Source organism: Paracoccus angustae (genome assembly GCF_042648745.1).
Lineage (GTDB): Bacteria > Pseudomonadota > Alphaproteobacteria > Rhodobacterales > Rhodobacteraceae > Paracoccus > Paracoccus angustae.
In genome coordinates this window covers 42,226-63,088 of sequence record NZ_JBHRXY010000015.1, presented here as the reverse complement: position 1 = coordinate 63,088, position 20,863 = coordinate 42,226, and the positions used below count along the sequence as shown (strand labels likewise).

Genomic DNA, 20,863 nt, shown 5'->3' with positions numbered 1-20,863 from the left:
CACGCCGTCATGCCAGCGGGGCCATGGCATCCGCCGCGGGCTGGCGGGCCGTCAGCCGCCGATGGATCGCCAGCGCCTGGCCGACCACCTGGTCCATGTTGTAGTAACGATAGCTGCCCAGCCGGCCCGCGAAGACCACGCCCGGTTCCGCTGCGGCCAGCGCGTCGTAGCGGCGGAACAGCGCCTGGTTCTCGGGCCGGGGGATCGGATAATAGGGATCACCCTCGGCCGAGGGGTATTCGTAGCTGATCGAGGTCTTGGCGTGGCTTTGACCGGTCAGGTGCTTGTATTCCGTGATGCGGGTATAGGGCACGTCCTCGGCCGGATAGTTGACGACGCCCACGGGCTGGAACTGCGGCCGGTCCAGCGTCTCGTGCCGGAATTGCAGGCTGCGATAAGGCAGCGTGCCGAAGCGGTGGCCGAAATAGGCGTCGATCGGCCCGGTATAAACCACCAGCCGGCCCTTGTCGGCGGCTTCCAGGTCGTGGAAGTCGGTGCCAAGCGCCAGCTCGATGCCGGGATGGTCCAGAATCCGCTCGAACATCCGGGTGTAACCCTCTCGGGGCATGGCCTGATGCTTGTCCGTAAAATAGCGGTCGTCGGTATTGGTGCGGGTCGGCACCCGTGCCGTCACGGACTTGTCCAGCTGCGAAGGATCAAGTCCCCATTGCTTGCGCGTGTATCCCTGGAAGAAGGTCTCGTAAAGCTCTGTTCCGACGGCATTTATCACCACGTCCCGGGATGTGCGGATGTTCGTGACCGGCTGCGCCTGGCGCGCCAGGAAAGCCTCGGCCTCGGCTTCGGACCGCATGTCCAGCCCGTAAAGCGCGTTCAGCGTGGTGCGGTTGATCGGCATGGGCACCGACTTGTCGCCCACCCGGGCCAGCACGCGGTGTTCGTAAGGACGCCATTCGGTGAAGCGGCTCAGCCAGGCGAACACATCGTCGCTGTTGGTGTGGAAGATATGCGGCCCGTACCGGTGGATCAGGACGCCTGCGCCGTCCAGGCAGTCGAAGGCATTGCCCGCGACATGGGGCCGCTTGTCCGCCAGCAGCACGCGCTTGCCCGAAACCTCGGCGAACTGCCGGGCCAGCACCGATCCCGCAAAGCCTGCGCCGCAGATCGTCACGTCATGCTTCCTGGCGCCGCGCAGAACCGGCGGCATAGGCAGCTTCACGACCGAGGCCGAGGGCGGGTGCTTGCCCAGAACGCGGTCCAGATGCGTTTTCATCCGCTGGAAGGTGTTGTCCCAACTGAGATCGGCCAGCATCCGGTCGGCGTCGTCGCGCCATTCGCCGGGACGGCCGCGCGCGGCCAGGGCGGCCTCGCAGGCGCGCAGAAAGCCCTCCGCGTCCGACGCGATCCGCACGGCGGCAACCTCGCCATACTGGCGCACCACGTCGCGCACGGGGGTGGAGACCACCTGCACGCCCCCGGCCAGATATTCCGGCGTCTTGGTGGGGGAAATAAAGCGCGTCGCCTCGTTCATGGCAAAGGGCATCAGCGCCACATCCCATCCCGCCAGATAGGCGGGCAGCTGGTCATAGCCGCGCTGCCCCAGCCAGTGGATGTTGGGGGCGCGCGGAAGATCCTCGGGGCCGATCTTGGCCAGGGGACCGATCATCACGATAGACCATTCGGGACGCGCCCGCGCCAGGGCCGCGATCAGGTCCAGATCCAGCCGTTCGTCGATCACGCCGTAATAGCCCAAGCGTGGGCGGGGCAGGCTTGCCTGGTCGCCCGGTTCCGCCAGCCCGCCCCGGGCGCGGGCGAAATGCGCCGTATCGACCGAGGACGGAAAGGAATGGATGTTGCCGTGCCGGTCGGCCTTCGCCTCGTAGATCGAATGGCCGCCGGTGAAGACCACATCCGCCGCGGCCATCAGCGCGGTTTCGTTCGCGGCCAGTTCCGGCGGTGCGAAGCGGAAGGCCGAAAGTTCGTCCATGCAGTCGTAAACCACGGCCGCCGCATCCACATGGGCCGCGATGGGCCACATCATCGGTGTGTAGAACCACAGAACCGGGCGATGGATGCCGCTCAGTCCCATCATCTGGTCCAGAAGGCCGGACAGCGCGCGGGCCTGATCGGCGGGCGACCAGCGGGCGGGGACGCGGGGGCGGATGGACTGAACGGTGGTGCCCTCGAAAGCGTGGAATTCCAGATAGGGCAGGTGGTGGTCGGTGGGGATCGCCTCTTCCCAGAAGAACAGGCGGTAATCGCGGGCAAGGCGCGACATCAGGTGCTGCGGACGTTGCAGCACGAAATCCCAGCGGAGATGCGAAAAGCAGATCAGCGCGGGGCGGATCGCAAGCGCAAGGGGCGTCAGGGGGTTGGCATTGTTCACGGCACCATCCTCGCATTGCGGATTTCGGTCAGTTCCCGGCTTAGCACGGCCATGCTGGGCCGCCAGCCCCATCTGGCCAGCGCGATCTCGCGCGGTTCGTATCGGGCATGGTCGCGCAGCAGCATGTCCAGGCTTTCGGCGAAATCGGCGCCCTCGTGGGCAACGGCGCCGGTTTCGGGCGTGACGAACTGCAAGCCGCAGGACAGCCGCGCATTGGCCAAGACCGGCAGGCCCGCCAGCTGGTATTCGGTGAGGATCGCGGGCGCCCCGTCCTCGACGCCGCAGACCACGCCCACGCGGGCGCGGTTGATCTGGCGGTTCACCTCGTCATGGGGGACGCCGGGCGGGCCCACGATCTCGAGGTCCAGCCCGTCGCGCGCGGCGCGGTCGCGGAACTCGTCGGTCTGATGGCCATAGCCCACCACCAGCAGCCCGCGCGTGCCGGGCCTGCGCGCCATGGCGTCGAACAGGATGTCGTGGCGCTTGTAGGGTTGCGCGCAGGCCACATACACCACGTCGCGGTCCTTCGCGGCCTCCGTCGGGAAGAACGTCTCGCCCGAGGCGAAGGCGGGTCCGACCGGCAGCACCAGCGTCCGCGCGCCGGGCACCCGCGCCTCGATCTCGCGCGACTGCCAGTCGGCGCCGGTCAGGAACAGGTCGAACCGCGCGGCCAGCTCGTCGGAGATCCGCAGGGCGGGCGCGTCGATGGAGTTGTAGATCTTCACCGAGGCCTCGCAGGCATCCAGCAGCGCCGCATCGACGCCCAGGCCCCAAACGCACAGGATGTCGGGTGCCCCCACGGCGCGGATGAAATCCACCGCTTCGGACGACGCATAGGGCGCAGGGCCGTCGGCCCGGAAAACGCGCCGGGTCAGGGCCGGGTTCAGGGGGTCGGGCGTGCCGTCCGGCCGGTCCCGGTCGAGATCGGATTCGCCGTCGCATCCGGCAAAGCTCCAGATCTCGGCGTGATCGGCCTGGCCCGCGGCGACGGCGGACAAGGGCAGCCGCTCCAGATAGCCGCCGATCACATCGACCTTGCCGGGACGCGTCCGGGCCGAGGGCGGCGTGCTTGCGTGCCAGAAGCGGGGATCGGCGGGGGATTGCGGAATGCTGGGCGGGATCTGCGAGCAGAAATCGGAAATCGCAACGATCCAACCGGTCATATGGGGCCATCCAGCAAAAAGGGCACTGGATAACCGTCACCTTCCGCAAAGAGTTTCATTGATCTTTGTCAGTTCCCGGTCCCCACTTCGCCAGCGAGGCCGCCAGGTCGGGATGGTCCCTGGCCGCGTTCTCCAGCGTCTCGCCCGCTTCTGCCGCTTGCCACGCGCGGCGGATGGCGCGCACCCCTGCCGCGGGGCCGTTCGGATGGCCGTGGATGCCCCCGCCGCCCAGATACATCAGGTCCAGCGTGCGGCCCGTGCGCCGATAGGTTTCCACCGCCTGCCCGCCCCATTGCCCGGAACAGACCACCGGCAAGGGACGGTCTGCATCGGAAAAGATCGGCGTCATCACGTCATGGAAAGATTTTACGAAGCTGTCGTCCGGTTCCCAGTATTTGGCGCTTATGCCGTTGATCTGGAACTGGTCCACGCCCAGCAGGCGCCAGATCTTCTGATAAGCGCGGAACTCCATCCCCAGGGCCGGATGGCGTGTCATGATGTCCCAGCCGTTCCGGTGCGCGTGCAGGCAAAGCTGCGACCGCTTGCGCAGAAAGGCCATGCCGCCATGGCCGACCGAGTTGATGTTGACCACCGCCGCATTGCCGCCCCAGGACACCACATGGTCGTGGTTGCGCATCATCCGGTCCGGGTCGGCGGAGGAGATGCCGAAGGCGTACATCACCTTTTTGCCCGTCCGGTCGGCGTGGCGCTCGATCACCGGCATGATCGCATCGACCCGCGCGGCCAAGGAGGAATAGCCCGGCGACATCAGCTTCTCGTCGTCCTTGATGAAGTCGACGCCGGCGTCGCACAGGGTCTGGACGACCTGCGCGGTGTCCTGGGGCGAAAGGCCCAGCGAAGGCTTGATGATGGACGCGATCATCGGACCTTCGGCCACTCCCATCAGGCGGCGCGATCCGGCGATGCCGAACTGCGGGCCGGGATGGCAGGCAAAGGCGGCCGGCAGGTCGAAATCCATGACGCGCACGCCGGTCAGGCCGCGGATGGCGTAAACGCCGCCCACCGCGATGGTCATCAGCGCGGCGATGTCGGTGCCGATGGCGTCCAGCGGCCAGGCGATGGTGACATCGGCGCGGTGAAAGGGGCCGGGGGCGCCAACCGGGAAACCGGGCGTTTCCGCATCGGGCAGCGGGTCGATCCGTTCGACGCGGGCGGCATGGCGGGCCTTCAGCGCCTCGGTTTCGCCGGGCAGCTCGGTGAAAGTGCCGGTGGACTGGTCGGCGGCGATCTTTTGCGCCAGGGCCTCGATGCTGCCCGGGGTCTCGATGCGGTAGATGACGCGGATCTGGTCGGTCATGCTGTTCTCCGTGATCCGCCGCCGTCGCGAACCCAGCCGAAATAGTCCTCGGACCCCATCTGCCCGCCTTTCAGCGCGATTTCCAGCCCGTCATGCGGTCCGGCGCCGAAGGCCTGGCACAGCGCCGCGCCGGGAATGGTCGGCGCCTTCGCCACCAGCGCCGACAGCCCAAGCTGCCGCATCCCGTGCCCAGAGGTATCCCCGCCCGAGATCACCGCCCGCCGGATCCCCGTGGCGCGCAGCGTCCCGTCCAGGATGCGGCCCAGGGATTCCCCGATGCGCCGGTTGGCGGCGGCCGGGTCCATGCCGCTGCGGACCAGGGACGCGCGAAAGGCATCGACCTGCGGGCCTTCGCCGGACGCGGAATGGACCAAGGGGCTTTGCCCCGCCTGGCCGGCGGCAACGGCGGCATCCGTCAGACGCCGTTCCTCGGCCGCCATGTCGGCGTCGCTGCCAGTGACTGCGCGCGCGTCAAAGGCCAACAGCGTGAAACCGTTCTGCCCCGCCCAATCCAGTTGCCGCGCCGTGGTGGGCGAGACGGACCCCGACACCGCCGCGATCCGGTCCGCGCGCGCCGCCGCGCCGGGCGGGTCCACGCGCGGGATCATGCCGCTGTCCTGCCAGTGGCGCACCAGGGCGTATTCGATCCCCTGGCTGCCCGCGACGAAGCCCAGGTCGGCGCGGTTTTCCCAGATCAGCCGCCCGGCGGCGGCTTCGCTGGCGGGGTCCATGCTGTCGAGCGACAGGATCCGCGCGCCCGAGGCCAGGGCTTCGGCCAGGGCCCGGGGATCGGACAGCGACTCCAGGTCGATCAGCGCGGATGGCAGGTCCGTCTGCGCCGCAAGATGCCGCAGCAGGTCGGATTCGGCCATGGGCGTGACGGGGTGGCGCGACATGACGGGGTGGCGGTCCAGCCGGAACACCCCGTCCAACGTGCCCGCGAACAGATGCCCGAAGGCCTGATACCGCCGCATCCGCGGCGCCGCCGTCAGCAGCGGCGCGGCGCGGGCGGGGCGGACCCGCAAGCCGATCTCGATGGCCGCGCCGATCGACCCCGCCGAGGGCGAGGAATCGAAGGTCGAGCAGACCTTGTAATGCAGGATCGGCGCCCGCAGCCCGTCCAGCCAGCCCAGCAGCGGAGGCAGGTTCCGCCCCATCCAGGCCGGGTCGTGGCTGCGCGCGGTCGTGGCGATCCCCACCCCCAGGCAATCCGCAAACCGCAAGGCCAGGTCGGGCGGGGGAATGTCGGTGAACAGGACCGCCGGCAGGCCCGCGAACTGCAAGACCTCCATCACCGCCGCCGATCCGGTGAAATCGTCGCCCAGCCATGCGACCCATGGAGCCATGCGATCCTCCCTTGACGGCATCGGCTTGTTATTATCTCATCATACCAGTTTGGCAAGAATGATTCCTGCGGGGAAGGATGGCGAGATGACAAAGGTTGCCCTGTTCGGGGCCGGTGGCAAGATGGGCGTGCGCCTGTCCGCGAACCTGGCCAAGACGGATTTCGACGTGGCCCATGTCGAGGTCAGCGATGCGGGCCGCGAACGGCTGAAAACCGAACTGGGCTTTGATACCGTCGACGCGGGCACCGCCCTGGCAGGGGCCGCCGTGGTGATCCTGGCCGTCCCCGATACGGTGATCCGCAAGGTCGCCGCAACCGTGGTGCCGCAGGTGGCCCCCGGCACGATGATCGTGATCCTGGATGCAGCCGCCCCCTTCGCGGGCCACCTGCCGGACCGCCCGGACATCACCTATTTTGTCACGCATCCCTGCCATCCCCCAATTTTCAATGACGAATCCACGCCCGAGGGCCGCGCCGACCATTTCGGCGGCGTGGCGGCCAGGCAGGGCGTCGTCAACGCCCTGATGCAGGGCCCGCGCGAACATTACCAGTTGGGCGACCGCATCGCCCGGGCCATCTATGCCCCCGTCGCCCGCAGTTATGAGGTCACCGTCAAGCAGATGGCGATGCTGGAACCCGGCCTGTCGGAAACCGTCTGCGCCTCGCTGTTGACAGTCATGCGCGAGGCGATGGACGAGGTCGTGGCCCGCAGCGGCGTATCCAAGGAATGCGCCCGCGATTTCCTGCTGGGCCACATGAACATCCTGGGCGCGGTGATTTTCGAGGAACGGCAAGGGCAGTTCTCGGACGCCTGCAACAAGGCGATCGAGTTCGGCATCCCCATGCTGATGCGCGACGACTGGAAGAAGGTGCTGGAATGGGACGAGGTCGCCGCCAGCATCGAGCGGATCACCTGACGCCTGAAATCGTCAGGTCATCATACCTGTTGACTTGGTGCCGATTTCCCCGCAGCGTGAAACGGTCAGAACGGAACCGGCACCGCCCGGCTGACCCCAAAGGGAGGAAAACATGAAACTGACCCGCCGGCTGATGATCTCGGCCCTTGGCCTTGCCATGACCGTCGCCACTCCGTCCCTTGCGGCGGCCGAGGGCACCATCGCGATCATCACCCCCAGCCACGACAACCCGTTCTTCAAGGCCGAGGCCGTGGGTGCCGAGGCGCGCGCCAAGGAACTGGGCTATGACACCGTGGTCATGGTCCATGACGACGACCCCAACAAGCAGCTTGAACTGTTCAACACCGCCATCGGCCAGGGCGTGAAGGCGATCATCCTGGACAATGCGGGCGCCGACGCCACCGTGGCCGCCGTGCAGGCCGCCAAGGACGCGGGCATCCCCTCCTTCCTGATCGACCGAGAGATCAAGGAATCCGGCATCGCCGTCAGCCAGATCGTGTCCAACAACTATCAGGGCGCGCAGCTGGGGGCCGAGGAGTTCGTGCGCCTGATGGGCGAGACCGGCAAGTATGCCGAGCTTCTGGGCCGCGAGGCGGACACCAACGCGGGCATCCGCTCGTCGGGCTATCACGACATCATCGACCAGTATCCCGACATGGAGATGGTGGCCCAGCAGACCGCCAACTGGTCCCAGACCGAGGCCTATACGGTCATGGAAACGATCCTTCAGGCCAATCCCGACATCAAGGGCGTGATCTCGGGCAACGACACCATGGCCATGGGGGCCTGGGCGGCGCTGGAAGCGGCGGGCCGCACCGACGTGATCGTGGTGGGCTTCGACGGGTCGAACGACGTGCGAGACAGCATCAAGGCGGGGGGCATCAAGGCCACCGTGCTGCAACCGGCCTATCGTCAGGCTCAACTGGCCGTGGAACAGGCGGACCAGTACCTGAAGACCGGATCCACCGGCGTGGACGAAAAGCAGCTGATGGACTGCATCCTGATCACGTCTGACAACGCCGGCAAGCTGGAAACCTTCGCCCTGGCGGAGTGACGACACCGGCCCGGCACCCCTGCCGGGCCGCTTTCCCCTACCCTCGGAGTTCCGCTGATGCGCGCGATGACCGCGATCCTTGGCCTGTCGCTGGCAGTCGTGCTTGGCGCCTGCAAGATCGTCCCCGATCCCGAACCCGGCAGCGAGAACGCGGCGTCCCAGACCGACGAGGATCGCATGGCCGCCAAGGCCGCCGAGATTTATGACAGCCGGATGGTTCCCTATGTGGCGGAAAAGGCCATCGACCTGCCCGCGCTGAACGCCGCGCTGCAAGGCGGCCTGGATTCCGCCGGGCAGGCGCATGGCGTCCGCCCGCAGGCCGAAGGCAGCCCGTGGAACTTCCTGGTCAAGGGCCAGGGCACCGTGGTCGAGGCCAGCCGCGAATCCCGCGCGGCGACCCTGACGCTGGACGCGACCGGCGACGGACGGGCCGACGTGACGATCCAGCTTGGCCCGGTGATCAAGGGCACCGCGCTGCGCGACGCGGCGGATTTCATCGTCTTCACCGACTACCGCGACCAGATCGAATTCGCGAAACTCGCCCGCGCGCTGAACGACCGGGCGCACGCCGCGATCACGCTGCCCGAGGGCGAGTTGACCGGCAAGACCGTCCGCTTCGAGGGCGCGACCACGCTGCGGACCGCCACGGACCCCATGCTGGTGGTGCCGACCGTCCTGGACGTGCTGCCATGACGCATCCGATCGGCTTGCAGATCCGGGGTGGCACCAAGGTCTATCCCGGCACCCGCGCGTTGAAGGGCGTCGATTTCGACCTGCGCATGGGCGCGATCAACGTGCTGGTGGGCGAGAACGGCGCGGGCAAGTCCACGATGATGAAGGTCATCGCCGGGGTCGAGCATCTGACCGAAGGGCAGATCCTGATGGACGGCAAGCCGGTGCATCTGAACGGCACCGACGACGCCCGCCGCCACGGAATCGGCATCGTGTTCCAGGAACTGAACCTGTTCCCGAACATGACGGTGGCCGAGAACATCTTCATCAACCGCGAGATCACCCGGGGCCGCATCGACATCGACACCGCCGCGCAGCGCGAGGCCACGCGCGGGCTGATGCGGCGGCTGGAACACGACATCGACCCCGATGCCATGGTGGGCGACCTGCGCGTGGGCCAGCAGCAGATCGTCGAGATCGCGAAAAGCCTGGCGCAGGACGCGCGAATCCTGATCCTGGACGAACCCACCTCGGCCCTATCCGCCGCCGAGGTCGAGATCCTGTTCCGCGTCATCGCAGACCTGAAACGTCAGGGCGTGGGCATCGTCTATATCTCGCACCGGCTGGAGGAGCTGATCCGCATCGGCGACTTTATCACCGTGCTGCGCGACGGCGCGATCACCGGCGCGCGGTCGATGCAGGGCGTGGACGTGGACTGGATCGTCCGCGCCATGATCGGCGAGGCGTCCCGCGACTTTGCCAAGGACATCGACCATCCCTACGGCCCCGAGGTTTTCCGGGCCGAGGACGTGACCCTGCCCCGCGCGGGCGGCGGCATGGCGGTCGATCACGTGTCCATGTCCTTGCGCGCGGGCGAGATCCTGGGCGTCTACGGGTTGATGGGCGCGGGCCGCAGCGAATTCCTGGAATGCGTCATCGGCCGCCACCCCCATGCGGGCGGGCGCATCTTCGTGGACGGCAAGCGGCTTCGGACCAGAACCGTCGCCGGCCGCATCCGGTCGGGGATCGCGCTGATCCCCGAGGACCGCAAGAACGACGGTTTGGTGCAAATCCTGTCGGTCCGCGAGAACATGACCCTGTCCAGCCTGGGCGCGTTCACCACCGGTTTTCACATGAACCTGGGCGCGGAACGCGGAACGGTGCGCGACTTCGTGAAACGCCTGACGGTCAAGATCGCGTCCATGGAAAACCCGGTCAGCAGCCTGTCGGGCGGCAACCAGCAGAAGGTCGTGATCGGCAAGGCGCTGATGACGAAACCCAAGGTGCTGCTGATGGACGAACCGTCCCGCGGCATCGACATCGGCGCCAAGGCCGAGGTGTTCCGCACCATGCGCAAGCTGGCGGCGGACGGCCTTGGCATCGTCTTCGTCACCTCGGACATGGAGGAGCTGATGGCATTGTCCGACCGCATCGTGGTCATGTCGAACGGCCGCGTCACGGCCACGTTCGAGCGCAAGGACGCCACCGAGACCCTTGTCATCGCCGCATCGGCCAAGGGCCACGCCCCCGCAAAGGAACCCGCCGCATGACCCATGCCGCCACCACGCCCGCCCCGCAGGCCGGGTCCGCGAACCTTCTGCTGGTGCTGCTGAAGGCCCGGACCTTTATCGCGCTGATCCTGGTTTTCGCCTTTTTCGCCTTTGCCGCGCCGAATTTCCTGTCCACGGCCAACATGGTGATCATGTCGAAGCACGTGGCGCTGAACGCCTTTCTGGCGATCGGGATGACCTTTGTGATCATCTCGGGCGGGATCGACCTGTCGGTCGGCTCCATCGTCGGCCTTTGCGGCATGGTCGCGGGCTGGCTGGTGCTTTACGGCATCGACCCCGGCCTCGGCTGGTCGATCCAGTTCAACACGGTCGAGATCTGCCTGATCGTGATGGTCGTGGGCGTGCTGATCGGGGCGGTGAACGCCTTCCTGATCACGAAACTGAACGTCGCGCCGTTCATCGCGACGCTGGGCACGCTGTATGTCTGCCGGGGCGCGGCGATGTTGTTTTCGGACGGGCGCACCTTTCCGAACCTGAACGGCAATCCCGAATACGGCTCGGACACCTTCCGCCTGATCGGGGCGGGAACAGTGCTGGGCCTGCCGATCTCGATCTGGATGCTGATCGTCGTGGCGGGGATCGCGGCCTATATCGCGCGCAGGACGCCCTTGGGGCGGTATATCTACGCCGTGGGCGGCAACGAACGCGGCGCGGCGCTGTCGGGGGTCAAGGTCAACCGCATCAAGTTCTTCGTCTACATGTTCAGCGGGCTTTGCGCGGCGCTTGTGGGGCTGATCATATCGTCGCAACTGGTCGCGTCCCACCCCGCCACCGGCCAGGCGTTCGAGCTGAACGCCATCGCCGCGGCGGTGCTTGGCGGCACGTCGATGTCGGGCGGACGCGGGCGGATCGGCGGCACCATCGTGGGCGCCTTCGTGATCGGCGTTCTGTCGGACGGGCTGGTGATGATGGGCGTGTCGTCCTTTTGGCAGACGGTCATCAAGGGCCTTGTCATCATCGCCGCCGTGGTGGTCGATCAGGCGCAGCAGAAATTGCAGGCGCGGGTCGCCTTGCAGGCCGAGGCGGGGAAATGATGCTGAAGGGTGCGCTGATCGGAGCCGGGTTCTTCGCGCAGAACCAGATGCACGGCTGGGCCGGGATCGAGGGCGTCGAGATCGTGGCCGTCTGCGACCGCGATCCGGCGCGGCGCGACAAGACCGCCGCCCGCTTCGGCGCCCGCCCCTATGCCGATGCGGCCGAAATGCTGGCGGCGGAAGCCCTGGACTTCGTGGACATCGCCACCACCGTCGCCTCTCACCGGCCCTTGGTGGAGCGGGCGGCAGCGGCGGGCGTCCACGTCATCTGCCAGAAGCCCTTCGCCGGAACGATGACCGATGCCCGCGCCATGATCGCCGCAGTCGATACGGCGGGAAAGACCCTGATGGTGCATGAAAACTTCCGCTGGCAGTCGGCGGTGCGCGCGGCCATCGACGCGCTGCGGGGCGGCGCAATCGGCCAGCCCTTTTTCGGGCGTGTCAGCTTCCGGTCGGGATACGACGTGTTCTCGGGCCAGCCCTATCTGGCCACCGATCCGCGCTTCATCATCCAGGATCTGGGCATCCACATCCTCGACGTGGCCCGCGCTCTGTTCGGCGACGTGGCGACCCTGTCGGCCACCACCCGGCGGATCAACCAAGGCATCCGGGGCGAGGATGTGGCGACGATGCTGCTGGAGCATGAAAGCGGCGTGACCAGCGTGGTCGATTGCTCTTACGCGACCCGCCGCCAGCCCGAGACCTTCCCGGAAACGCTGCTGGAGATCGACGGTGACGGGGGCACGCTGCGGCTGGACGCGGGTTATCGGCTGGTGATCCAGACGGCGGGCGAACAGGTCCGCGACGTGGCCCCGCCGGTCCTGCCCTGGGCGGAACAACCCTGGCACAACATCCAGGAAAGCGTGCAGATCATCCAGCAGCATTTCGTGGATTGCCTACGGGCGGGGGTGCAGCCGGAAACCTCGGGGCATGACAACCTGAAAACGCTGGCCCTGGTCGAGGCGGCCTATCGGTCCGCCGCCGACCGGACCCGCATCGACATGCGGGCGGCGGAATGGACCTGACTGCGCTCTACGGCACCGACAAGCCGCCGCGTCCCTCGCAACTGCTGCGCGCGGGCGAGGCCCAGGTGACGCTGGAGGCCGGGCAGTTGCGCCACCTGCGGATCGGCGGGGTCGAGGCGATCCGCGCCGTGTCCTTTCTGGTCCGCGACCGGGACTGGGGCACGGTGGACCCCGCGATCACGGATCTGGCGGTGGACGGCGGGCGCGTCACCTATGCCGCGCGCTACGCGATGGGCACGGGTCATCTGGATGCGCGGATCACGCTGACCCTGACCGAGGGCAGCCTGACCGCCGAGGTCGTGGCCACGGCCCATGGCAGCGTGGAAACCAACCGCGCGGGCTTCACCGTCCTGCACCCCATCGAAGGCGTGGCGGGCGCCCCCGTCCGCGTTGGTCATCCCGACGGCAGCGTCGAGGACGCGCGCTTTCCGACCTTGATCGAACCCTGGCAGCCCTTCAAGGACATCACGGCGCTGACCCATCAGGCCGGCGGCCTCCGCATCGACTGCCGGCTCGAGGGCGACGTGTTCGAGATGGAGGATCAGCGCCAATGGGGCGATGCGTCCTTCAAGACCTACAACCGCCCTCTGGCCCTGCCATGGCCTTACACCATCCGCGACGGACAGGCGTTGCGCCAGACGGTGCGCGTCACCTGGACCCCTGCCCCGGCAGCCGCCCCGGTGCCGCCGATCCGCGCGCAGCTGCCGGGCGCGGCCTTTCCCGAAACGGCGCTGGCGCTGACCGCCGCCGATGCCCGCCGCGCCGCCGCCAACCCCGACGACCTGCGCCGGACCGGCGCGCAGCGGGTGCTGTGCCATCTGGACATTGCCGCAGGTCACGGGCTGGCGGAACTGCAAGCCTTCGCGGCGCTGCAAGCCGCCGTGCCGGGTCTCGCCTATGACCTGGAACTGATCGCCGCCTGCCCGCCGGACGGCGACCTGGACGCGGAATTCACGGGCCATGCCGCCGATCTGGCGGCATTGGGCCTGCGACCCGCATCCGTCATGATATGCCCGGCGGTGGATCGGCAATCGACCCCGCCGGGATCGGACTGGCCCCCCTGCCCGCCCCTGGAGGCGATCCACGCCGCCGCCCGCAAGGCTTTCCCGGGCGTGGTCCTGGGCGGCGGCATGGCCAGCTTTTTTCCCGAACTGAACCGCAAGCGCCCGCCCGCCGACGCCTGGGATTTCGTCACCCACGGCCTTTGCCCCATCGTCCATGCCGCCGACGACCTGTCGGTGATGGAAACGCTGGAGGCCGTGCCGCATGTCCTCGCATCCGCCCGCGCGATCGTCGGCAGGCGGGATTACCGGCTTGGGCCGTCCACCATCGCGATGCGCCAGAACCCTTACGGCAGCCGCACGATCCCGAACCCGGACCGCGACCGGGTCTGCATGACCGACGACGATCCCCGCCAGGACGGCGCCTTTGCCGCCGCCTGGACGCTGGGACTGGCGGCCGGGATCGCGCCCGCAGGCGTGGCGGTCTGGACGCCCGCCGCGCTTTACGGCCCGCGTGGGCTGGTCCGGGGCAATGGATCGCTGCGCCCGGTGGCAGCGGTGGTGCGGGCGCTGGCCGCGCGGGCGGGCAAGGCTGTGCGCCATGCGCAGGTGGGCGGGACCCGGGCGGAACTCGCCTTTGATGATGCGGTCCTGACCGCCAATCTCACACCTGCCGGCCCCGATCCCTATGGCTGGCAAAGCGGCCCGCCTTCGCCTAAGTCCTGACAAAAGACCGCAGCCAAGGGCCACGCCATGAAACACGACCCCCATGCCAGCCCCGACCGGATCACCCGCCGCAAGCTGTCCGACCAGGTGTTCGACCGGCTGCGCGACATGATGGCCAGCGGCGAACTGCCCCCCGGCGCGGCGGTGCCGTCGGAACGCGACCTGATGGAGCGATTCGGCGTCGGCCGTCCCGCCGTGCGCGAGGCCTTGCAGCACATGCACACCATGGGCCTGATCACCATCAGCCATGGGGAACGCAGCCGCGTCAACGAACTGTCGGCGGGCAGCGTGCTGGCCCGCGTCGATGACGTGGCGCGGATGCTGCTGTCGTCCGAACCCGAGCAGTTGGAGCATCTGAAGCAGGCGCGGCGGATGTTCGAATGCGGGCTGGTGCGGGTGGCCGCCGAAAACGCCACCGCGCCGGACGTGCGCGACCTGCGCGAGCTGGTCGGCGAGCAGCGCGCCCGCATCGGCGATGCCGAAGCCTTTGTCACCGCCGACATGGCCTTTCACACGCGGATCGCGCAGATCTCGGCCAACCCGATCCTGATGGCGTCCAGTCAGGCCATGCTGCGGTGGCTGTTCGAATACCATGGCGGCCTGCTGCACTGGTCGGGCAAGGAAAAGGTCACCTTGCAGGAACATGACGGCATCGTGGACCTGATCGCCGCCCGCGACGCGGACGGCGCGGTCCGGGCGATGGGGGCGCATCTGGATCGGTCCAATCCGCTTTACCGCCATCACGCGGGATAGGGGCCGGGCCGCCTGGGTTGCCTCAGGCGAAGGTCATCGCCTTGCCGTCCGGGAAACGACGCCAAGGCCCCCCGGGCCTTCGCGGCCCGGCCTGCATCCGGTCAAACGGCGCAAGGGCCGCGACGACGAGAAGGGCGGCCTTTGGCGGCATCCGCGCCCGGCAATCATTCCGCCGCGCGGGCGGCCGGAGCGTAAAGAAGGTCGGCCAGGACCAGCCGCAGGGCGGCGGCGGCGAAGGGCTTCTGGATCAGCGGCGCATCCTCGAAGCCCGGGGGCAGGTGTTCACGGCCATAGCCCGACACGAAGCAGAAAGGGATGCGGGCCTGACGCAACCGGCCGGCCACGGCATCGACCGGCTGGCCCTTGAGGTTTCCGTCCAGCAGCGCCAGGTCGAAACGGGTTTCCGCCAGGGCCGACAAGGCGGCGTCCACGGTGCGGGCGATGCGGACCGGCCCCGCGCCCGCGTCCTCAAGCTCGGTCCGGATGTCCAGGGCGACCAGCGGCTCGTCCTCGACCACAAGAACGGTGCATCCGCCAAGAACCGTCGCGGGGACGGGGGCGGGTTCGGCAGGCCCGCCGACGGGGACAACCTCGCCCTCCAGCGCGGCGACGCCCTCGCGCAGGCGGATCGTCCAGACGACGCCGCCGGGTTGCCAGTCCACCGAAACGGCGCCTTCCTCGCCCCCCGCCACGGCGGCGATCAGATCCGATCCGAAGCCGCCCCTTGCGGGCGGAACAACGGGCGGGCCGCCCGACTCGCGCCAGCGCAGGCAGATGCCCGCGCCTTCAAGCGCCCAGTCCAGATGGACCACCCCTTCGGGCACCGAAAGGGCGCCGTACTTGGCGGCGTTGGTTCCCAGTTCGTGCAGGGCCAGCGCCATGCGCAGCATCGTGTCGGGGGTCAGCTGGACCGCGGGGCCGCTGCGGCGAAGACGGTCGCCGTCCAGGGTGCCCACGCGGATCTGGTCGTCGATCATCTGATCCAGCGGCGCGTTGGACCAGGTGGACTCCGACAGGATCGAATGGGCGCGCGACAAGGCCTGGAGGCGGCCGCCGAAGCTCTGCTCGAAATCCTCGAGGCCCGTGGACCGGCGCAGGCCCTGGCGGGCGATGGCCTGCACGTTGGCCAGGGTGTTCTTGATGCGGTGGTTCAGCTCCCCGATCAGCAGCGAGCGCACCTCCTCGGCGCGCTTGCGTTCGGTGATGTCCAGGATTTGCAGCGACAGCGTGCGGCGCCCCCCGTCCATCAGGATCGAGCCGTAGATGGCGCAGGGGATCGGTCCCCGGCTGGCATGGCCCAGGGAAATTTCGGCGGAATGGCGCGGCGCGGCCCCGTCGCCGGGGCAAAGCCAGTCGCGCAGGGTCGCGGCAGCCGCCGGATCCAGCCAGCCGCCGTCCAGGGCGGACCGTCCCATCACGGCGGCGGCGGCGGATCCGAACATCCGTTCGGCGCCCTGCGACCAGTCGCGGACGGTCAGATCCTGGTCCAGCGTCACAAAGGCCAGGGGCGAGTTGTCGGTATGGGCGCGCAGCCGGTTGGCGGCGCTGTCGCGGTCGCGGGCGATCCGCTCCATTTCGTCTCGCTGCTGTTGCAGGTCGCGGGCCTGCCGGCCGATGCGGAAAAACACCTCGGCCTTGGATTTCAGCACCACGGGATCAATGGGCTTGAAGATGTAATCGACCGCCCCGGCCTCGTAGCCGCGGAAGCGCCGCGTTTCGTCGCGTTCGGCGGCGGTGACGAAGATGATCGGCACCCCCCGCGTGCGTTCGATGGACCGCATCAGTTCCGCCAGTTCGTAGCCGTCGGTGCCCGGCATGTGGACATCCAGAAAGGCCAGCGCATAGTCGTGGACCAGCATCAGTTCCAGCGCCTCGGTGGCGGACCGGGCGTGATCGACCGCCAGCCCGTCGCGGCGCAGCAGCGCGTCCAGCGCCTGAATGTTCTCGGCGATGTCGTCCACGATCAGGAAGCGGATGGGGCTGTCAGACATGGGCATCCTCGAGGCTGGCCACGCGCCGCCAGATCCGGCAAGGCTCGTCAAAGGCGGCGAAGGACGCGGCATGGGACGAGAACCGCAGCGTTTCGTGCGATCCGAGCCCCAGAAAGCCGCCGCGCGTCAGCCCTTCCGCGAACAGGCCCAAGGCCCGGTCCTGAAGGGGAGTGTCGAAGTAGATCAACACGTTGCGGCAGGAAATCAGATGCACCTCGGAAAACACCTGGTCGGTGGCAAGGCTGTGCTCGGTGAAAACCGTGCGCGCCCGCAGTCCCCGGTCGAAGGCCACCCGGCCGTAAGCGGCGGTATAGTGATCGGCCAGCGTTCCCGCGCCGCCCGCGCGCTGGTAGTTCTGCGAAAAGGCGGGCAGGCGGTCGATGGGGTAAACGCCCGCCTCGGCGCGGGCCAGGGCGCGGCGGTTGATCTCGGTCGCGTAGAAGATGGTGCGGTCGAACAGCCCTTCCTCGCGGAACAGGATCGCCAGGGAATACAGCTCCTCGCCGTCGGCGCAGCCCGCCACCCAGACCTTGAGCGACGGAAAGGTGCGCAGATGCGGAATAACGCCCCGGCGCAGCGACAGATAGTAATCCGGGTCGCGGAACAGTTCGCTGACCTGCACGGTCATGGCGTCCAGCACGTCGGGCAGGACGCCTTCGTCGCGCAGCACCCGCCCTTGCAGGTCCGACAGGGTGGCGCAGCCCAGCCGTTCCCGCGCCAGGTCCACCCGCCGGACCAGCGATGCGCGGGAATAGGACCGGAAGTCGTAATGCCAGCGGCGGTGCAGGGCTTCGAGGAACAGGTCCAGCTCGATGCCGTCGGCGGGACCGGCGGGGACGGGCGGCAGGCTCATCGCGGCATCCACACGCGGGTCAGCGACAGCAGCTTGTCCACGTCCAGGGGCTTGGACAGGTAATCGTTCGCGCCCGCCTCGATGCAGCGGTTCTGGTCCTCGGCCATGGCCTTGGCGGTCAGCATGATGATGGGCAGGGTCTTCCAGCGGTCGATCTTGCGGATCTCGCGCGTGGCGGTCAGCCCGTCCATTTCCGGCATCATCACGTCCATCAGCACCAGATCCACCTTGGGCGCTGCCCCGTCGTTGACCCGGCCAAGCGCCTCCAATGCTTCGCGGCCGTTGCGCGCGATCTGGACGGTGGCGCCGTGCGGCTCGAACACGCCGGTCAGGGCATAGATGTTGCGGATGTCGTCCTCAACCACCAGAATGCGGCGGCCTTCCAGCTGGGCGTCCCGGTTCAGCGACGCGGCCAGCATTTCCCGCTGCTTGGCCGGCAGGTCGGACACGACCTGGTGCAGGAACAGCGTCACCTCGTTGATCAGGCGTTCGGGCGATTTCGCGCCCTTGATGATGATCGACTTGGAATAGCGGCGCAGGCGCTGTTCCTCGGCCTCGTCGAGCGCGCGGGCGGTATAGACGATCACCGGCGGGAAGGCGGCGGTGCCGTCGGCGTCAAGCCGTTCCAGCAGCTCGAACCCCGAGGCGTCGGGCAGCGTCATGTCCAGCACGATGCAATCCACCGTTTGGCTGCGGCAGATGCGCAGGGCCTCGGCGGCGGTGCCCGCGCCGACGGTTTCCACCTCGTCGCTGGCCAGAAGCGCGCGCAGCCCCTCCATCTGGGCAGGGTCGTCCTCGACGATCAGGACGCGGCGCAGGCGGCCGGTCAGGCGCTGTTCCAGGTTGCGGAAGGCGGTTTCCAGCTGGTCGCGCGCCACGGGCTTCAGCATGTAGCTGATAGCCCCCTGGGCCAGCGCCTCGCGGGTGCAATCCTCGGCCGAGATGACGTGAACGGGGATATGGCGCGTGGCGGTGTCGCGCTTCAGCCGGTCCAGCGCCGACAGGCCCGAATGATCGGGCAGGCGGATGTCCAGAACGATGCCGTGGGGCAGGAAACGCCGCGCGGCCCGCACGGCGTCGTCGGCCCGGTCCACGCAGACGCAGCGGAAGCCAAGCTCTTGCGCCAGGTCGTAAAGCACGCGCGCGAAGGCGGCGTCGTCCTCGACCACCAGCATGACGCGGTCGCCGGGCCGGATCCGGTCACGGTCGTCCGTCAGCCCAGGAAGGGCCGCCAGGGGGGCTGGCGCGTCGTCGGACGCCGCGATGTCCGCCGCCTGGACGGGCCGGGCGTCCGGCGCAGGCGCCTGCGCCGCGGCATGGCCTTCGGGCGCCACGGGCAGGGTCAGCGTGAAGGTGCTGCCGCGGCCCTTGGCGCTGTCCAGCGTGATCCGCCCGCCCAGCAGATCCGCCAGCTGGCGAGAGATCGAGAGCCCCAGTCCCGTGCCCCCGAAGCGGCGCGAGATGGTGCCGTCGGCCTGCCGGAAGGCCTCGAACACGGCCCCCTGCTGTTCGGGGTCGATGCCGATCCCGGTGTCGCTGACGGAAAAGGCGACCGCGCCGTCCGCCGGGGCGATCCGCAGGGCGACCCGGCCCCGTTCGGTGAACTTCAGGGCATTGGACAGGAAGTTGCGCAGAACCTGTTCCAGCCGCCCGGGATCGGTCTGGATCCGCGGCGTGTCCGGGGCGACCTCGGCGGACAGGTCCAGGCCCTTGGCGCGGGCCTGTTCCCCGAAGGACCGCAAGAGCTTGTCCGCCACGGCCTGCGGATCGACCGTATCGGGGGCTAGGTCCAGCTTGCCCGCCTCGATCTTGGACAGATCCAGGATGTCGTTGATCAGCGCCAGCAGATCCTTGCCCGAACTTTCGATCGTCTCGGCCCAGCGGACCTGTTCCTCGGACAGGTTGCGGCCGCGGTTTTCCGCCAGCAGCCGCGACATGATCAGCAGCGCGTTCAAGGGCGTGCGCAGTTCGTGGGACATGTTGGCCACGAATTCGGACTTGTAGCGGCTTTCGCGCGCCAGTTCGACCGTCTTCGCCTCGATCTGGCGGCGGGACCGGGCCAGGGCGTCGCGCTGGTTTTCCAGTTCCCGGGTCTGGCTTTCAAGCCTGCTGTTCTGCTGTTCCAGTTCGGCCTGCTGCTTTTCCAGCATGCGCTGGCTGTCCTGAAGGGCGCGGCTCTGCTCCTCCAGTTCCTCGTTGCTGGCGGCCAGTTCCTCGGCATGGCTGCGTAGCTCCTCGGCCTGGTGGCGGGTTTCCTCCAGCAGTTCCTGCAACCGTTCGCGGTATTCGACCGATCGCAGCGCCAGCGCCAGCCGTTCCGAGATCCGGTCCAGAAGCTCCGTCACGCGGTCCGCGGGCTGCGTGTCGAAGCCGAATTCCAGCACGCCCTGGGTCCGGTCGCCTTCGCGCAGGGGGGCGATCAGGGCATGGGCGGCGCGCCCGCGCGCCAGTCCCGAGGACCAGCCCAGGGCCTGGCCGGGCGCCAGGGTCAGATGCACGGCCCGGCCTTCGGCCAGGCAGCGTGCCAGGTGGCCGTCGGCGGCGCCGTCGCGCTGCGCCAGGGCGGACTGGTCCACCCCCCAGGCCGCAAGCCGGCGCAGGCCGCCGCCGGCGGCGGAATAGGCCACCGCCGCCCGGGCGCCGATCCGGTCGCACAGCGCGGCCAGGATCTGCTGGCCCAGCCGGTCCGCCGCCGGATCGCCCTGAACCGCCAGGGACAGGGCCGATTCCCCGTCGCGCAGCCAGGCCTGCCGGGCCAGGATCTCGCGGTTGCGGATCAGCGTCCGGCCCATGTTGCCCAGAACCAGATAAACAAGGCCCGCCACGGTGCGGTTTGTGGCCGCGACCTGCGGGTCGATGCCGTTTTGCCCGTCCAGAACGAACCCGCCGATCATCGCCAGGCAGGCCAGCACCGCCACCGCCACCGGCGCCAAGGGCAGGCTGGCCGAGAAGCTGAGCGCAAGGGGAAGAATGTAAAGCAGCCAGACCGCCGTTCCCAGGGGGACGTAAAGGTCGAGAATGAACACACCGCACATCACAACGGCGATCACGACCATGACCGCCAGGTCTTTCGTCTTCGTCACATTCTCTCCTTCG

General features: G+C 68.3%; 15 protein-coding genes. 8 read left to right on the top strand and 7 right to left on the bottom strand.

Annotated features, from left to right (window positions below):
* Positions 1-7 precede the first annotated feature (7 nt).
* Genes glf through ACFOM8_RS15500 form a run of 4 tightly spaced genes read right to left on the bottom strand, consistent with a single transcriptional unit; the run spans position 8 to position 6,171 of the window.
* Entirely contained in the window at positions 8-2,344 is a 2,337-nt protein-coding gene (glf, locus tag ACFOM8_RS15515) for a UDP-galactopyranose mutase (protein ID WP_377762879.1), read from the bottom strand.
* Positions 2,341-3,507, bottom strand: a complete 1,167-nt coding sequence (locus ACFOM8_RS15510; RefSeq protein WP_377762877.1) for a glycosyltransferase — start codon at positions 3,505-3,507, stop codon at positions 2,341-2,343. The genes glf and ACFOM8_RS15510 overlap by 4 nt, the downstream gene beginning before the upstream one ends.
* Before the next feature lie 55 nt (positions 3,508-3,562).
* Positions 3,563-4,825, bottom strand: coding sequence for a 3-oxo-isoapionate-4-phosphate decarboxylase OiaX (oiaX, locus tag ACFOM8_RS15505; protein ID WP_377762875.1), 1,263 nt, complete (start codon positions 4,823-4,825; stop codon positions 3,563-3,565).
* A complete protein-coding gene (locus ACFOM8_RS15500) occupies positions 4,822-6,171 on the bottom strand; it encodes a four-carbon acid sugar kinase family protein (protein ID WP_377762873.1) in 1,350 nt (449 codons plus the stop codon). The genes oiaX and ACFOM8_RS15500 overlap by 4 nt, the downstream gene beginning before the upstream one ends.
* A gap of 85 nt (positions 6,172-6,256) precedes the next feature.
* Here ACFOM8_RS15500 and ACFOM8_RS15495 point away from each other — a divergent pair, with 85 nt between their 5' ends.
* From ACFOM8_RS15495 to ACFOM8_RS15460, 8 genes are all read left to right on the top strand, one after another.
* Positions 6,257-7,087, top strand: a complete 831-nt coding sequence (locus ACFOM8_RS15495; RefSeq protein ID WP_377762871.1) for a phosphogluconate dehydrogenase C-terminal domain-containing protein — start codon at positions 6,257-6,259, stop codon at positions 7,085-7,087.
* 112 nt (positions 7,088-7,199) lie between these two features.
* Positions 7,200-8,141 (top strand): D-ribose ABC transporter substrate-binding protein, encoded by a 942-nt coding sequence (locus ACFOM8_RS15490; protein ID WP_377762869.1) that lies wholly within the window; start codon positions 7,200-7,202, stop codon positions 8,139-8,141.
* 66 nt (positions 8,142-8,207) lie between these two features.
* On the top strand, positions 8,208-8,834 hold the full coding sequence (locus tag ACFOM8_RS15485; RefSeq protein ID WP_377762867.1) for a DUF2291 family protein: 627 nt from the start codon (positions 8,208-8,210) through the stop codon (positions 8,832-8,834).
* Positions 8,831-10,363, top strand: coding sequence for a sugar ABC transporter ATP-binding protein (locus tag ACFOM8_RS15480; protein ID WP_377762866.1), 1,533 nt, complete (start codon positions 8,831-8,833; stop codon positions 10,361-10,363). The genes ACFOM8_RS15485 and ACFOM8_RS15480 overlap by 4 nt, the downstream gene beginning before the upstream one ends.
* A complete protein-coding gene (locus ACFOM8_RS15475) occupies positions 10,360-11,418 on the top strand; it encodes an ABC transporter permease (protein WP_377762865.1) in 1,059 nt (352 codons plus the stop codon). The genes ACFOM8_RS15480 and ACFOM8_RS15475 overlap by 4 nt, the downstream gene beginning before the upstream one ends.
* A complete protein-coding gene (locus ACFOM8_RS15470) occupies positions 11,415-12,443 on the top strand; it encodes a Gfo/Idh/MocA family protein (protein ID WP_377762863.1) in 1,029 nt (342 codons plus the stop codon). The genes ACFOM8_RS15475 and ACFOM8_RS15470 overlap by 4 nt, the downstream gene beginning before the upstream one ends.
* Entirely contained in the window at positions 12,434-14,170 is a 1,737-nt protein-coding gene (locus ACFOM8_RS15465) for a hypothetical protein (protein WP_377762861.1), read from the top strand. The genes ACFOM8_RS15470 and ACFOM8_RS15465 overlap by 10 nt, the downstream gene beginning before the upstream one ends.
* A 27-nt stretch (positions 14,171-14,197) precedes the next feature.
* Positions 14,198-14,923, top strand: coding sequence for a transcriptional regulator NanR (locus tag ACFOM8_RS15460; RefSeq protein WP_377762859.1), 726 nt, complete (start codon positions 14,198-14,200; stop codon positions 14,921-14,923).
* A 164-nt stretch (positions 14,924-15,087) separates the two neighbouring features.
* Here ACFOM8_RS15460 and ACFOM8_RS15455 read toward each other — a convergent pair whose 3' ends face one another.
* Genes ACFOM8_RS15455 through ACFOM8_RS15445 form a run of 3 tightly spaced genes read right to left on the bottom strand, consistent with a single transcriptional unit; the run spans position 15,088 to position 20,850 of the window.
* Complete coding sequence (locus ACFOM8_RS15455; RefSeq protein ID WP_377762858.1) at positions 15,088-16,914, bottom strand: response regulator; 1,827 nt, start codon at positions 16,912-16,914, stop codon at positions 15,088-15,090.
* On the bottom strand, positions 16,907-17,767 hold the full coding sequence (locus tag ACFOM8_RS15450; RefSeq protein WP_377762856.1) for a CheR family methyltransferase: 861 nt from the start codon (positions 17,765-17,767) through the stop codon (positions 16,907-16,909). Before ACFOM8_RS15450 ends, ACFOM8_RS15455 begins: the two co-directional genes overlap by 8 nt.
* Positions 17,764-20,850, bottom strand: a complete 3,087-nt coding sequence (locus ACFOM8_RS15445; protein WP_377762854.1) for a response regulator — start codon at positions 20,848-20,850, stop codon at positions 17,764-17,766. The genes ACFOM8_RS15450 and ACFOM8_RS15445 overlap by 4 nt, the downstream gene beginning before the upstream one ends.
* Positions 20,851-20,863 lie beyond the last annotated feature (13 nt).

What these genes read in the sequence shown, in the direction of transcription:
- ACFOM8_RS15500 (WP_377762873.1), bottom strand. Translation starts at nt 6,171, where the DNA reads ATGGCTCCATGGGTCGCATGGCTGGGCGACGATTTCACCGGATCGGCG.
- ACFOM8_RS15450 (WP_377762856.1), bottom strand. Translation starts at nt 17,767, where the DNA reads ATGAGCCTGCCGCCCGTCCCCGCCGGTCCCGCCGACGGCATCGAGCTG.
- ACFOM8_RS15480 (WP_377762866.1), top strand. Translation starts at nt 8,831, where the DNA reads ATGACGCATCCGATCGGCTTGCAGATCCGGGGTGGCACCAAGGTCTAT.
- ACFOM8_RS15475 (WP_377762865.1), top strand. Translation starts at nt 10,360, where the DNA reads ATGACCCATGCCGCCACCACGCCCGCCCCGCAGGCCGGGTCCGCGAAC.
- ACFOM8_RS15510 (WP_377762877.1), bottom strand. Translation starts at nt 3,507, where the DNA reads ATGACCGGTTGGATCGTTGCGATTTCCGATTTCTGCTCGCAGATCCCG.
- ACFOM8_RS15495 (WP_377762871.1), top strand. Translation starts at nt 6,257, where the DNA reads ATGACAAAGGTTGCCCTGTTCGGGGCCGGTGGCAAGATGGGCGTGCGC.
- ACFOM8_RS15460 (WP_377762859.1), top strand. Translation starts at nt 14,198, where the DNA reads ATGAAACACGACCCCCATGCCAGCCCCGACCGGATCACCCGCCGCAAG.
- ACFOM8_RS15455 (WP_377762858.1), bottom strand. Translation starts at nt 16,914, where the DNA reads ATGTCTGACAGCCCCATCCGCTTCCTGATCGTGGACGACATCGCCGAG.
- ACFOM8_RS15470 (WP_377762863.1), top strand. Translation starts at nt 11,415, where the DNA reads ATGATGCTGAAGGGTGCGCTGATCGGAGCCGGGTTCTTCGCGCAGAAC.
- ACFOM8_RS15485 (WP_377762867.1), top strand. Translation starts at nt 8,208, where the DNA reads ATGACCGCGATCCTTGGCCTGTCGCTGGCAGTCGTGCTTGGCGCCTGC.
- ACFOM8_RS15490 (WP_377762869.1), top strand. Translation starts at nt 7,200, where the DNA reads ATGAAACTGACCCGCCGGCTGATGATCTCGGCCCTTGGCCTTGCCATG.
- oiaX (WP_377762875.1), bottom strand. Translation starts at nt 4,825, where the DNA reads ATGACCGACCAGATCCGCGTCATCTACCGCATCGAGACCCCGGGCAGC.
- ACFOM8_RS15465 (WP_377762861.1), top strand. Translation starts at nt 12,434, where the DNA reads ATGGACCTGACTGCGCTCTACGGCACCGACAAGCCGCCGCGTCCCTCG.